The 13,864-nt window shown below is 72.0% G+C and carries 12 protein-coding genes and 1 riboswitch; of the genes, 8 read left to right on the plus strand and 4 right to left on the minus strand.

Translation table 11 applies throughout. From position 1 onward, the window contains the following. Positions 1-82 precede the first annotated feature (82 nt). Positions 83-658: a TetR/AcrR family transcriptional regulator gene (locus GKS42_RS11825; protein WP_154793999.1), complete on the plus strand. Its 576-nt coding sequence runs from the start codon at positions 83-85 to the stop codon at positions 656-658. Positions 659-692: 34 nt separating this feature from the next. Here GKS42_RS11825 and GKS42_RS11830 read toward each other — a convergent pair whose 3' ends face one another. Next, positions 693-1,652 (minus strand): diacylglycerol/lipid kinase family protein, encoded by a 960-nt coding sequence (locus GKS42_RS11830; protein WP_232848026.1) that lies wholly within the window; start codon positions 1,650-1,652, stop codon positions 693-695. Between the two features lie 193 nt (positions 1,653-1,845). Between GKS42_RS11830 and GKS42_RS11835 the strand changes: the two genes are divergently transcribed. Next, positions 1,846-2,697, plus strand: coding sequence for an aldo/keto reductase (locus GKS42_RS11835; protein WP_154794001.1), 852 nt, complete (start codon positions 1,846-1,848; stop codon positions 2,695-2,697). A 2-nt stretch (positions 2,698-2,699) separates the two neighbouring features. On the opposite strand, the gene GKS42_RS11840 is transcribed toward GKS42_RS11835, so the two are convergent. The 3 genes from GKS42_RS11840 to GKS42_RS11850 form a co-directional block, all read right to left on the minus strand. After that, complete coding sequence (locus GKS42_RS11840; RefSeq protein WP_154794002.1) at positions 2,700-4,004, minus strand: family 43 glycosylhydrolase; 1,305 nt, start codon at positions 4,002-4,004, stop codon at positions 2,700-2,702. A gap of 58 nt (positions 4,005-4,062) precedes the next feature. Continuing rightward, entirely contained in the window at positions 4,063-5,076 is a 1,014-nt protein-coding gene (locus GKS42_RS11845) for a DMT family transporter (protein WP_210769362.1), read from the minus strand. Positions 5,077-5,215: 139 nt separating this feature from the next. Further along, positions 5,216-5,306, minus strand: a riboswitch (glycine riboswitch). A gap of 89 nt (positions 5,307-5,395) precedes the next feature. After that, positions 5,396-6,658 carry an ROK family protein gene (locus GKS42_RS11850; RefSeq protein ID WP_154794004.1) on the minus strand — a complete coding sequence of 421 codons (1,263 nt, stop codon included), beginning with the start codon at positions 6,656-6,658 and terminating at the stop codon, positions 5,396-5,398. A gap of 183 nt (positions 6,659-6,841) precedes the next feature. Between GKS42_RS11850 and ggh the strand changes: the two genes are divergently transcribed. The 6 genes from ggh to GKS42_RS11880 are packed head-to-tail and all read left to right on the plus strand — an operon-like array spanning position 6,842 to position 13,859. Next, entirely contained in the window at positions 6,842-8,170 is a 1,329-nt protein-coding gene (gene ggh / locus GKS42_RS11855) for a glucosylglycerate hydrolase (RefSeq protein WP_154794005.1), read from the plus strand. Further along, positions 8,167-10,416 (plus strand): xanthine dehydrogenase family protein molybdopterin-binding subunit, encoded by a 2,250-nt coding sequence (locus GKS42_RS11860; RefSeq protein WP_154794006.1) that lies wholly within the window; start codon positions 8,167-8,169, stop codon positions 10,414-10,416. The genes ggh and GKS42_RS11860 overlap by 4 nt, the downstream gene beginning before the upstream one ends. Next, on the plus strand, positions 10,407-10,877 hold the full coding sequence (locus GKS42_RS11865) for a (2Fe-2S)-binding protein (protein WP_154794007.1): 471 nt from the start codon (positions 10,407-10,409) through the stop codon (positions 10,875-10,877). Before GKS42_RS11860 ends, GKS42_RS11865 begins: the two co-directional genes overlap by 10 nt. Then, positions 10,874-11,779, plus strand: coding sequence for an FAD binding domain-containing protein (locus tag GKS42_RS11870; RefSeq protein WP_154794008.1), 906 nt, complete (start codon positions 10,874-10,876; stop codon positions 11,777-11,779). The genes GKS42_RS11865 and GKS42_RS11870 overlap by 4 nt, the downstream gene beginning before the upstream one ends. Next, positions 11,776-12,750, plus strand: coding sequence for an LLM class flavin-dependent oxidoreductase (locus GKS42_RS11875; protein ID WP_168217817.1), 975 nt, complete (start codon positions 11,776-11,778; stop codon positions 12,748-12,750). Before GKS42_RS11870 ends, GKS42_RS11875 begins: the two co-directional genes overlap by 4 nt. Further along, positions 12,747-13,859: an NAD/NADP octopine/nopaline dehydrogenase family protein gene (locus GKS42_RS11880; RefSeq protein ID WP_154794010.1), complete on the plus strand. Its 1,113-nt coding sequence runs from the start codon at positions 12,747-12,749 to the stop codon at positions 13,857-13,859. Before GKS42_RS11875 ends, GKS42_RS11880 begins: the two co-directional genes overlap by 4 nt. Positions 13,860-13,864: the final 5 nt, after the last annotated feature.

The raw sequence follows: 13,864 nt of genomic DNA on the forward strand, positions 1-13,864 counted from the left end.
CCGACCGACTAGGTATCAATGAGGGGCTCGCCGGCGCCCGTCTCATAGGCTCTGGGGACCGAGCACCAGGAAGGTGGTGACCATGCCCGTGGGAGAGTCCGCGCCCCGTCGCGACGGTCGGACGACCGACACGCGCCAACGCATCGAGTCCACGGCGTTGCAGCTGTTCGTGACCAAGGGCTTCGCCGCCACCAGCCTGAAGGACATCGCCGACGAGCTCGGTATCACGAAGGCGGCCCTCTACTACCACTTCCCGGCCAAGGCGGACCTCGCGCGCGGTGTCTTCCAGCCGTTCATCGACGATGTCGACGCCGTCCTGGACGATCTGGACGGTCGGCGGCTGCCACCAGAGGACGTGCTGGCTGCCTACGCCGACGCACTCCTGCCGCACCGTAGGGCGCTCGCCGGCACGCTCCGCGACCCGGGCGCCGTGGCCGACCTCGACCTCGAGGGTGCGAGCTTCCGGTGGCTCGCCAGACTGTCGGCTCTGCTCGGGTACGACGTCGCGACGGCGGAGACAAGGGTGCGCACCGCCGTCGCCGTCGGTGGCCTCACCCGGGCGCTCGTGCTGCCGGAGGCCGAGGACGAGCGGGCCCGCGCGATCGCCGTCGAGGCTGCCGTGGCTGCGCTGGGTCGAGGTACGACGGCGCAGCGGTAGTTCCGTATGGCGGCTCGGCTTCGTGCCGGTGAGGTCAGGCGCCTTCCAGCGCGTCGTCGATCGGCACGCACAGCCAGAGCGAGGCCGGACGCACGGTGGCCACGAGCTCCCGGCCCGGCTCGACGACATCGCCGTCGAGCTCGCGCTCCTGGTCCTGCGTGCTTCGCACCCGGATGCGCCTGCCGCGCAGGATCTCGAGGTTCGGCACCCGCTTCTGTCGTGTCAGGACGCCAGCCACGGTCGAGACCCAGTGTCCGAGGTGCTCCGGCGCGAGGATCGCCACGTCGAGGTAGCCATCGTCCGGCTCGGCGTCCGGGAACAGGGCCACGCCGGCCTGGATCTGCCCGACGTTGCCGACGATGACCGAACGGGCCTTGCGCACCAGCGGCTCGGCGTCGTCGACCGTGACCTGCACCCGCATCGGGTGGTCGAGCAGGTGCTTGCCTGCGGACAACACGTAGGCCGGGGTGCCGATCCGTGCCTTCAACTCCGTGGACGCGCTGTCGAGCATCTTGGCGTCGAAGCCCATGCCCGCCATCACCGCGAACACCTGGCCATCCACCTCACCGACGTCGATGCGGCGACGCCCGCCCGCGACCGCCAGGCGCACCCCCTCGGCGGGATCGGTGGGGATCCCGAAGTTCCCCGCGAGCAGGTTCCCGGTCCCACCCGGGAGGATGGCCAGGGCCGCATCGCTGCCGGCCAGCCCTTCGACGCAGGCCCGCACCGTGCCGTCACCGCCGCTGACGAACACCACCTCGGCGCCGCGGGCGACGGCCTCGCGGGCCTGCCCCGTACCCGGATCCTCCTCCGTGGTCTCCAGCCAGATCGGCGTGGGCCAGTCGGCATCGGCGAGCACCGCGCTGATGGTCCGTCGGAGTCCCTCGACGTCGTCGAGCCGGTGCGGGTTGACGATCACGGCGGATGGGCGAGGTCCGCTTCCGGCGAGACGCCTGAGCTCGGCGTGGGAGGAGGGCTTTGGTTCGGTGGTCACGTGGTCAGTATCGGTGCCACCGCGACGACGCGCTCGCGCAGGAGGCATGCCCGGCCAGGGGCCGAGCCCGACCAGGGCGCCGGCCGCGTGCCGACGCCACGCCGACCAGCCCGGAAGGCGAGATCGACAGCCGCGGAGGCGCCGACGTCGCCTATGGTCATACTTAACTGTCCGATATGAGAGAAGGAGCACCATGACCCTGCCCCAGGTGACACTGAACGATGGCGTGACGATCCCGCAGCTCGGCTTCGGGGTGTTCCAGGTGCCGCCGGAGGAGACCCAGATCGCGGTGACCCACGCACTCGAGGCGGGCTACCGCGCGATCGACACGGCCGCCCGGTACCGTAACGAGGTCGGCGTCGGTGCAGCGCTTGCCGCCTCCGGGCTCGGCACCGACGAGGTCTTCGTGACGACGAAGCTCGCCAACGACGACCAGGGTTATGACAGCACCCTCGCGGCGTTCGACGCGAGCGCGACGGCCCTCGGCCTGGACGTCGTCGACCTCTACCTGATCCACTGGCCCTGCCCGAAGCGCGGCGAGGCCGCGAACTCCTGGCGCGCGATCAGCGAGCTGAAGGAGGCCGGCCGGATCCGTTCGATCGGCGTCTCCAACTTCCTGCCGCACCACATCCAGCAGCTCCTCGACGCGGGTCTGCCGCTGCCGGCCGTCAACCAGATCGAGGTGCACCCGTACCTGCAGCAGCGCGAGGTCCGCGAGTTCAACGCCGCGCAGGGGATCGCGACCGAGGCCTACAGCCCGCTCGGTCAGGGGCGGGTGCTGGCCGACCCGGTCATCACCGCGATCGCCGACCGGCTCGGCCGCAGCCCCGCGCAGGTGGTGCTGCGCTGGCACCTGCAGCTGGGCAACATCGTGATCCCGAAGTCCGTGACGCCCGAGCGCGTCAAGGAGAACATCGCCGTCTTCGACTTCGAGCTGACCGACGTCGACATCGACCAGATCAACGGCCTCGAGCGCGGCGACCGGACGGGCTTCCACCCGGACGAGTTCAACGGCTTCCCAGAGGACTTCGCGAAGAAGGCCTGACCTCAGGCCCGCACGAGCAGACGGTCCAACGCGACTCGGCATCCCTTGGTGCCGAGTCGCGTTCCGTCCTTCTTGTAGAACACGGACCCGTCCCCGGTGACCGTGACGCGCACGGAGTACTCCCCGCGCGGCAGTTCCGGACCGACGTAACGCAGCCCGGACTCCGCGGCGCCGGCGTAGAGATCGATGAGCAGTGAGGCCACGAGAGCGCCGGAGTAGTCGCGGATCTCGACGAGCGCGTAGCCGCCGTGGTCGTCCGCGGTGCCGACGAGAGCGACCTGGGTCCCCGCGAACGGCACGTCGACGGCGTCCCCTGGCCCCTCGGACCGGAACGTCACCTCGATCGGTGGTCCGTCGAACACCGACTCCGGGGGGACGGGCTGCACGCGGGCGACGTCCCAGGCGGGCCAGTACTCACCGAGGGTCAGGCTGGTCCCGTCGACGGTGATGGGCAGCCACACGTAGGTGGCAGCGGACGCCTGGTGCGGGAACGACCACCGGTCACCCATGTACATGGGGACGGCTGCGCCGTCGACCGGTAGGTCCAGCACGAACGTGCACTGCGAGTTCCAGGTCAGGCTGCCCGCCGGCGCGAGCAGACCCCGATGCGTCCACGGGCCGGCGAGCGCCGGGGCGCTGAGGTAGTAGTTGTCGTTGCGATCCCAGCTGGTCTTGTTCGAGAAGAGCAGGAAGTAGATCCCGTCCCGCTCGAGCATGGCGGGTGACTCACCGCCGGGGGCGACGCCGCTGACCACCTTCTGCTCGGCGACGGTGTAGTCCTCGCTGAGCCGGTACACGTCGCCCTCGTGCAGGAGCAGGTACCCGTTGCCGTCACGGTCGATGAAGGTGCCCATGTCCCACCCGCGGATCGGCTCACCGCCGTGGGTGAGCGCACCGTGGAAGGTGTACTCGCCGTTGACCGTGTCGCTGGACGCGAGGCCGATCTGGGGGTCCGAGTAGCCGAGGTCGTCGGTGTGCATCAGCATGATGAACCGCCCGGTCGAGGGGCACCTCATCACCTTCACCCGCTCGCCGATGCGGCCCGGTCCCAGGAGCCCGCCCGGCTGGGGTGGCAGGACGAGGCGCTCGAACGTCCAGGTGGCGAGGTCGGGCGAGGAGTAGCAGCTGAACCCGATGAAGCGGTTCTCGTCGTCGGTCTTGTACTCGCCGAACAGGTAGTACCGCTCGCCGTCGGCGACGATGCAGGCGCCGTGGGCGTTCACGGTCCGCCCACGATCATCGAACCAGGGGACGCCGTTGACGATCAGGGCAGGGGTCGACGGCGTGGAGCCGGCTTCGGGAGGCACGGTGCAGCAATCTAGTGGGTCCGGTGAGCCGGTCCTGGTTCAGGCACGCGGGTCCGGCTCAGGCCCGCCGGCGCCGGCGGCCCCGCCCCGGCTGCCGCCGCGCCAGCATCGGCACCATCGCGACGACGATGAGCGCCGCGCCGACGGCGGCGACGGGGGAGATGCCCTCCCCGAACGCGGCCGCGCCGATGCCGATCGCCACGACCACCTCCCAGTAGGACAGGCCGGAGAGTTCGGCGGCACGCAGGTGCTTGCCCGCGAGGACGAGCAGGCCGAGGGCGAGGAGCCCGCAGATCAGGAAGAACGCGCCGGCCCAGGCCCAGTTCTGGGTCGTCATCCCGGACAGGTCCGGCCGGGTCACCGCCACCATCGCGCCGGTGCCGAAGGCGCCGAAGACGAAGTTCCAGAAGCTGCGCACGTCGGCGGGCATGTCTGTCCGGTACCGGTAGCAGAGCAGCGCGACCGCGTAGCAGACACCGGAGATCACTCCGAGGATGGTGCCGAGCGTCTCCTGCTCCGGCGGGTGGGACGAGCCGGCTCCCGAGGTGAGCAGCCCGGCGGCCAGGACCATCCCGATCGAACCGATCCCCAGGGAGAGCACGTCCACCCGGCCCGGCCGCTCCTTCAGCAGCACCCGGGCGAGCACGGTCGCCAGCACCGGTCCAATGTAGTGGAGCACGACGGCGCGGGAGAGGTCCGTGAGCACTGTCGCGGACAGATAGGTGGCCAGCGAGAGGCCGAGGAACACGCCGCCGAGGACCACCGATGGTGACAGTCGGACGCGGCGCAACTGCCCGAGCCGACCGGCCAGCGCGAGGACCGCGAAGGTTCCGACCGCGCCGACCAGCATCCGGCCGAGCGTCAAGGACTCGCCGATCACGGCACCGGACGGCGTCGCCATCCGGCTGAACAGTCCGGCCGCACCCATCGCGGTGGCGGACACGATGATCGCCAGGATGCCGAGCCGCCGGTTCGGGCCGTGGCGGGCTGTGTCCGGCTCGCGAGTTGGCCCGGGATCGGGCGCTTGAGCCCGGTCGGCGGCGAGCGGGGGCGTGCCGACGGTGAGTGCCACGGGACTCCTTGGGACAGGGCGCGGGGACGCCTGGGACGGGGTGGTGGTTCCCCGCTCTGTCATCGGACCTGAGAGTTTTCGCGAGCCGTGACCCGCTTACACCGTCGGTGAACCCCGAAGGGCTGCTTTCCAGAGGAGCCTCGCCGCTGGCGGTCCAAGGGGCCTGAGAGTTTCCCGGGGAGGTTGCTCCTTCGGCGCCCGCTGGTGCGGGACTCTCCCGCCGCGGTTCGGTGGCATTCAGTTGTCGTACGGCTCCATTATGCCGATGGTCGGCACGGTTCCGGCTGCCCGGCGCGGTGAGATCCGCGCCACACCGCGCTCACGCCGGTGCCGGCTCGGCGCTCGTGCCTGCCCGGGCCGCGGCCACGCGGGCGGCGATGGCGGCGTCGATCACGGCCGGGTCGTACACGAGGTCGACGACCTTGCGGGTGAGGCCGACGACCGCCCCGTCGGCCCCGAGGTGTGCCGCGCCCACCACCAGATGTCGCCGGGCCCGCTCGGTCACGTCCTCGCGGATCAGCGCGTCGATCCGGGCCACCACCCGGGGCAGCCGGCCGAGGGAACCGCCCAGCACCAGGTTGTCCGGGTTGACCGCCGCGACCACTGTGGCGAGCACCCGGGACAGGCGCGCGGCGGCATCGTCCACGGCCGCGCACACGACCGGGTCCCCGGCCGCGACGCGTTCAGTGATGTCCTTCAGATCCCGCACCCCGGTGTCGGCGAGCCTACGGATCAGCGCGTGCCCGGACGCCCAGGCGGCCAGGCAGCCGCGTCGCCCGCAGGTGCACATCGGACCCTCGTCGCTGATCCGGACGTGGCCGATGTCTCCGGCGGCACCGTCGGAACCCTCGAGCACGTGCCCCGTGTCGACGATGCCGGCGCCGATTCCGGTCGCGTACTTGATCGCGAGCACGGAGCGGTCCGCACCGATCACGCTCGACTCGCCCAGGGCGAAGGCGCGGGCGTCGTTCTCGATCACCACGGGCACCCCCCAGCGCTCGCGCAGGCTCTGGAACACCGGATACCCGTCCCACCGCGGCATCGTCGTGGAGGTGCCGAGCACGCCGGTGCCCGGGTCGACCGGTCCCGGGATGCCGAGGGCGACCCCGATCAGGGTCTCGTCCCCTCCAGCGCGCAGGAGGACGTCGCCGATCTTGGCGACCTGCTCCAGGTAGCCCTGCGCGTCGGTGTCGATATCGAGGGCGACGTCCCGCATCCGACGGATCCCGCCGTCCACCCCGGTCACACAGATCCGCGCGTGGGTCTGGCCGAGGTCGAGCACGAGGACGACCCGACCACGCGTGTCCCAGCGCAGCAGCTCGGAGCGTCGGCCCGGCCCTCGCGTGCCCCCGCCGGGGGGTGCGGACCCGTCCTGGTAGACGTAACCGTGCTGGAAGAGCCCGTCCAGGCGGTCGAACAAGGTGGTCCGGGACAGCCCCGTCGCGGACAGCAACTGCTGCCGCGTCCAGCCTGGCCGGGACCGGATGAAGGACACGAGCGCCCCGTGGGAGGTCGCCGGGAGCGTGGCGGTCAGGGTCGGCACAGGTGCGGCGGGCGGCGATACGGGTGGGTCCGTGGCCATCGACTGCCTTCCTCGATCCGGTCCGGGAGAGGCGAACGTTCGCCGGTCCCCTCGCGCCGGCGGCTCGGCGTGAGCGCCGCGGCGTGCCGCAATGATGACACGTTGACGTCTCTCGAACAAGCAGTTATGTTCAGGGCGCGAACGCAATTCGCGATACCGATGCCAGCCCCACGAAGGACGAAGATGCCCGACGTCGCCACCCCGCTCATGCACGCCGCCGCCGATGTGCTGCGTGCCAATGACCGGGGCGAACGCACGGTTGCCGCGCCGCAGCTGTACCCGCACCAGTGGTCGTGGGACGCCGCATTCGTGGCGATCGGCTGGGGAACCGTGTCGGTGCCGCGGGCGCTCGACGAACTCCGGCACCTGCTGCGTGGCCAGTGGGCGACCGGGATGATCCCGCAGATCGTCTTCAGCGCCGAGCCCGGCTACTTCCCGGGCCCGGACCGGTGGCGGACGCAGGGCCTGCCAACCGTCCCGAACGACGTCCAGACTTCGGGAATCTGTCAACCGGCCGTACATAGTCTCGCGGTCTGGGTGATCGGGGAACAGGCCCGCCGCAATGGCGGCGCCGACGCTGAGGCGTTCGAGGCGTTCCTCGCCGACACGTTCGAGGCATGGTTCCGCTGGCACGCCTGGCTGGACGGCGCGCGCGGGTCGCACCCGAGCGGGCTCATCGAGATCCACCACCCGTGGGAGTCGGGCATGGACAACTCGCCCCGTTGGGACGCCGCGTGCGCCAGGGTGCGGGTCGGGCAGATGGCGCCGTACGTGCGGGAGGACACCAAGCACGTCGCGGACGTGGAGCAACGGCCGGCGGACGCAGACTACGACCGCTACCTCTGGCTCGTCGAGCAACTCGTCTCGGTCGGGTACGAGGACGCGGCGGCGCGCGAGGTGATCGACTTCCGGGTCGGCGACGTGTTCTTCACCGCCACCCATGCGCTGTCCGCCGCGGTCCTCGCGACGCTGGGCGATCGACTCGGCCGGACGGCGCAGGCCAGGACGCTGCGGGGGATGGCCGCGCGGGCGAGGGCCGCCGTCGCAGCCACGGCGGACCCCGAGACCGGGCACGCCCGGGACTTCGACATGCGGGCCGAGGAGTGGCTGCGCGCCGACACCATCGGCGGCTTCGCGGCGCTGATCTGCGGCGCCGAGCCGGACGTCTACGCCGCTCTGACGAGCGACCTGCTCGGTCCCGACTGGTGCGGCCATCCGCGCCTGGCCAACCCGCTGCCGCCCACAACGTCCCCGGACAGTCCCGCGTTCGTCAGCCGCAACTACTGGCGCGGTCCGCAGTGGCCGGTGATCACCTGGTTGTTCACATGGGCCCTGCGTCACCACGGCCACGCCGAGGCGGCCCAGACCATCGCGGCCGCCGGCCGCAACCAGCTCGCCGACGGCACGTTCTCCGAGTACTACGACGCAGTCACCGGCGCGCCGCTCGGCAGCGGGAACCAGTCCTGGACCGCCGCGGCCGCCCTGGCCTGGGCCACGGACGAGGAATCATGACGGCGGACGCGCACGCGATCGAGACGCCACCCGCACCATGGGTCGGCCGGTCCCGCCCCTCACTCGAGGGCAACGACATCGTCACCGGCGCCATCACCTACGTGACCGACCGGCGCGAGGACGGCATGCTGCACGGCTACGTGCTGCGCAGCTCGGTGCCGCACGCACGTGTCGACGGGATCGACGTCAGCGAGGCGCTCGCCCTGCCCGGCGTGGTCACCGTGGTCACCGCGGCCGACGTGCCCGTCAACGCCCTCGGCCCGCGGGACGTCGACGGCCCCGCACTCGCCGCCACGGTGGTCCGCCAGGTCGGCGAGGCGATCGCACTCATCGCAGCCACCGACGCCCGGACCGCGGAAGCGGCGGCGCGCCTGATCCGGCTCGACCTCACCCCGCTGCCGGTCGTCGACGGCCCGGCCGCCGCGGCCGCATCCGACGCGCCGCTGCTGCACGAGGGCGGCAACGTCTCGGGCGCCATCGCGTTCTCCTCCGGAGACGTCGAGGCGGCCCTCGCCGACGCCCACCTGGTGCTGCGCCGCCGGGTGCGCACGCCGGCCCAGGAGCACGTGGCGATCGAGACCCCCGGCGGGGTGGCCCGCTGGGACGCCGACGCGACCTCGGTGACCATCTGGTGCGGGTCCCAGAACCCGGGCCTGCACCAGCGCAAGGTGGCCCGCGCCCTGGACATCCCGGCGGAGTCGGTGCGGATGATCGCCAACCCCGTGGGCGGTGCGTTCGGCTCGCGCAACGACGACCCGATGCCGGTGTTCCTCGCGCTCCTGGCCCGCGCGGCCGGTGCCCCGGTGCACGTGCACATGACCCGGGAGGACGTGATGGCCGCCGGCGCCAAGCGGCACCCGTTCTGGACGTGGATCGACATCGGGTTCGCCGCTGACGGCCGCATCCTCGGCTCGGCCGTGCGCGCCGTCGCCGACACCGGCCCCATCATCACCTCGGGCCCGAACGTGATGAAGACCTCGGCCGAGATGTCCACCGGCCCGTACGGGTTCGACGTCGCCTCCTTCGACGGCACCGTCTACTACACGAACAACGCCAACGCCGGCGCGTTCCGCGGCTACGGCGTGCCCCAGGTCGCCTTCGCCATCGAGAACGCGATCACCGAGGCCGCGCACGAGCTCGGCCTCGACCCGGCCGAGGTCCGGCTGCGGAATGTCCTCGAGGGCGGCGACCGCCACAGCCTCTACCGGCACCGGACCACGACGAGCCTGAACGTACGCGAGACCCTGCGCACCGCCGTCGAGCACCCGCTCTGGGCGCAGCGGCGCCAGTGGCAGGCGGGAGCCGTCGGCCCGTGGCGTCGCGGCACCGGTATCGCGGTCGCCATGAAGGGCGTCGGGATGGGCTCCGGGACCGGCGACACCGCGCGTGCCCGGCTGCACATCGACACCCGCGGGCACGTCATCATCTGGGCCGGGCCGAACCACACCGGCCAGTCCATCCAGACCACCTACGGACAGGTCGCCGCGGACGCGCTCGGTCTGCCCATCGAGACGATCGACGTGCGCGTCGGGGACACCGGCGGGGTGCCGGAATCAGGCCCGACGGCGGCGTCCAGGTCCACCTATGCCGGCGGCGCCGCGGTGCGTGCGGCGTGCGACGAGCTCGTCGCACGGTGCCGCGGACTCGGCCTGCCCCTCGGCACCGACGCCGCGGGCGCCGGGACGAAGCTCATCGAGCTCGGCGAGGCCGAGGTGAACGCCGAGTTCCGGCTCCCGGACACCGACGACATCGGCATCGTCCCGCCGGAGCAACTCGCCACGTTCGCACCGCACCGCGTGTACGGCACCTGCACCCAGGTGGTCCGCGTCGAGGTGAACGTCCTCACCGGGGAGGTCCGGGTCCCGGAGTTGCTGTGCGTGCTCGACTGCGGCACCCCGATCAACCCGGCGGCCACGATCGGACAGGCTGAGGGCGGCATCCTGCAGGGCCTCGGCCTGGCGATCATGGAGGACCACCGCGTCAGCGACGGGATTCCCCGCACCACCAGCCTCGAGAACTACCTGGTGCCGACCATCGCGGACACCCCGCGCATGCACACGCTGTTCATCGAGGGCAGTGAGGACTCCGGACCGTTCGGCGCGAAGGGCATGTCCGAGGTCGTCGTGGTGCCGACCCCGCCGGCGATCGCCGCCGCGATCCTGGACGCCGTCGGCGTGCTCCCGCAGGAACTGCCCATCACGCCGGAACGGATGCTCGCCCTGATCGAGGAGGAACCATGCGTGTGAACGGAGCCCCGGTCGCCACGCCCGTCCAGGCCGACCACGGCCTGCGCCTGCTCGACTACCTGCGCGAGGTCCTCGGCCTGACCGGCGCGAAGGAGGGCTGCGGCATGGGGGAGTGCGGCAGCTGCACCGTCATCATCGACGGCCGGGCGATGACCTCCTGCCTGGTGCTCGTCGGTCAGGTGCTGGAAGCCGAGATCCTCACCGTCGAGGGCCTCGCCGCGGCCGGGCACGGCCCGCTCCAGGACGCGTTCGTCGCGCGGCAGGCCGTGCAGTGCGGCTACTGCATCCCGGGCGTGCTGAACTCCTGCGCCGCGCTGCTGGACCGCGAAAGCGACCCGAGCGACGCCCAGATCTGCCAGGCGCTCGACGGCAACCTGTGCCGCTGCACCGCCTACAACCGGTTCTACGACGCGGTCCACGACGCCGCCGCGGCCCGTCACCCGAACGGTGCCGGCGCATGACGCCCACGGCCCCGACGCTGCTGCGGCCCACGGATCCCGCGGATGTGTCGCGACTGCTGGCCGGGGCACGCGCTGTCGCAGGTGGCACCGACCTGCTCGTGCAACGCCGCGCCGGCGCCGAGGCGCCCACGCTCGTCGACCTCACCGGGCTCGCCGGCGCGCGCCCGGCCGTCACCTCCGACGACGCGGCCGGCGAGCTGACGATCTCCGCCGTCCACCCGCTCACCGACATCGCGAACGGCCTCACCGACGGAGCCGGCGTCTTCCCCGCGCTGACTGCCGCCATCTGCCAGTTCGCCTCGACCACGATCCGCAACCGCGCCACCATCGGCGGCAACCTGGTCACCGGTTCCCCGGCCGCGGACACCGTGCCGGCCCTGCTCGCGGCGGGTGCGGCGATCGACATCGTCACGCCCGACGGCGGCCTGCGCACCGTGGACCTCGCCGAGTTCCTGCTCGGCCCCCGGCGCGTGGACCTGGCCGCCGGCGAGTGGGTCACGAGCGTGCGCGTCCCACAGCCGCCGGTCGAGGGTGGGTTCCGCAAGATCGGCGGCCGGCGCGCGCAGGCGATCTCGTTCCTCAACCTCGCGTGGCAGTGGCACCGGGAGCCCGACGGCCGGCTCACCGGCGTGCGGCTCGCGATGGGATCCGTCGCACCCACGGTGGTGCGGCTGCGCACCGCGGCGGCGGTCCTCGAGGCACAGCTACCCACCCAGGACGTCGTGGACGCAGCCGTCGCCGCGATCGACGCCGACATCAGCCCGATCGACGACCTGCGCGCCAGCGCGCACTACCGCCGCCGATGCGCGGCCGGACTTCTGCGCGAGGCCCTCCTGCCGCCGTCGGGCACAGCCCGAGCCGACCAGTACGTGACCCCCACCACGAGAGAGAAGAACCAGTGAACGTAGGCGTCACCGTCCGCCTGGACCAGCCCATCACCGCCGCCGCCGAGGGCGCGCGGCGAGCCGAGGACCTCGGGTTCTCGACCGTGTGGCTCGCGGACCACTACTTCCACCGGGACGTGTCCGCGGCGCTCGCCCTGATGATGGCGAGCACCGAGCGGGTCCGGCTCGGAACCGCCGTGATGTCCCCGTTCCTGCGCCACCCCACGCTGCTCGCGAGTCTTGCCGCCACCCTGCGCGAGATCGGACCGGACCGGTTCGTGCTCGGGCTGGGCACCGGCGGCTACGAGTTCGCCGGCGAGATGGGCATCTCGATGCGCCGCCCGCTGCAGATCACCCGGGAGACCGTGCAGATCGCCCGAGAACTCGGTCGCGGCACGGCCCACGTGACCGGCGAGACGTTCTCCGCCGACGGCTCCACACTGCGCTGGACACCGCAGGACGGCCCGCTCTACCTCGCCGCCCGCGGCCCGAAGATGCTCGAACTCGCCGGTGCGATCTCCGACGGCGTGATCACGCACGGCATCTCCGCCGGGCACATCGACTTCGTCAAGGACAAGGTCGCCGCCGGCGGCGCCGGTCGCGCCGACTCGGCGGCGATCTGCCTCATGCTCGATGTCGAGATCAACGACGACCGGACCGAAGCCCTGCGTGCCCTGGCGCCCCGCTGCGTCACCATGGCCGGCGGTTCCTACGCGGACGAGCTCATCGGGATCTACGGCCTCGACGCCGACGAGGTCCGGGCTCTGCGGGCCACGGTGCGCAGCGGCGACCGCACCGCGGCCGCGACCCAGGTCACCGACTCGATGGCGGAGGCATTCGGCCTCGCCGGGTCTGCCGCGCAGGTCGCCGCCGGCCTGCACGCCCTGTTCGAGGCGGGCGTCGACGAGGTCATCGTCAGCGTCGGCGGCTCGACCCCCGACCAGACCGCACACCAGCTCACCGCTCTCTCGGAGGCCCTCTCCTCATGACCACACTGCCCCAGTCCGTCACCGTCCTCGGCTCAGGCGCCGGCGCCCTGTCCAGCGCCATGGAGCTCTCGCTGGCCGGCGTGGAAGTGACCGTCGCCGACTTCGAGCGGTTCCGCACGAACATCGACGCGATCAACGCCCACGGCGTGATCCGCCTGAGGACGCCGTGGCATCGGATCACCGAGAGCCCCGCGCGCGGCAGCCTCGACCCGGCCGCCGCCATCCGCGATGCCGACGTGATCGTGGTGTCGGTGCCTGCGTTCGGGCACGACACGTTCGCGGACCTCCTCGCGGCGAACCTGTCCGGCGGCGAGCAGGTCATCTTCGCCGGTGAGGGCGGTGGCAGCCTCGCGCTCGTGGCCGCCATGCGCCGCGCCGACCGCCGCATCGAGGTCGACATCGCCGAGCTGAACAGCCTGCCGTACGGCGCGCGGGTCCGGGAACCCGGACTGATCACCGCCTCCCGCAAGATCGGCGGCACGATCGCGGCGGGGATGCCGGCCGGGAACCGCGCCGTGCGGACCGCATGTGCGATCTGGTCCTCGGTGAGCGCGGGGGAGAGCGTCCTGGAGACCGTGCTGCTGAACTTCAACGCGATCGACCACGTGCCCCCGATCCTGGCCAACCTGGGCGCCATCGAGGGCCGGCCGGGCAAGTTCCTGCTCTGGGGCGAGGGCGCCAGCCCCGCGGTGGCCCGTTTCATCGGGGCGATCGACGCCGAGCTCATCGACATCCGCCGGACCCTGGGATTCGCCAACCTCAAGGGCTACGAGACCTACCTGGTGGAGCAGGGCTTCGCGCCGACGTTCCTCGGCGACCTGCACGCCACGCTGCAGTCCTCGGCGTTCTCCGACTCCACGTTCGGCACCGGCCCGAACGCGCTCGAGAGCCGGTACATCACCGAGGACGTCCCCTACGCGCTGTGCCTGATGGCCTCCATCGGCCGCGAGGTCGGTGTGCCGACCCCGACGGTCGACGCGATGATCCACCTCGCCGGCATCGCGACCGGGACGGACTACCGGGCGCGGGGGCGCACGCTGGCCACCTTCGGGCTCGACGGCGTGGGCCGGGACGGTCTGCTCGAGGCCACTCGGACCGGGTGGTGGTGACCGGC

Origin of the sequence: Occultella kanbiaonis, from assembly GCF_009708215.1 — a bacterium.
Taxonomy (GTDB): domain Bacteria; phylum Actinomycetota; class Actinomycetes; order Actinomycetales; family Beutenbergiaceae; genus Occultella; species Occultella kanbiaonis.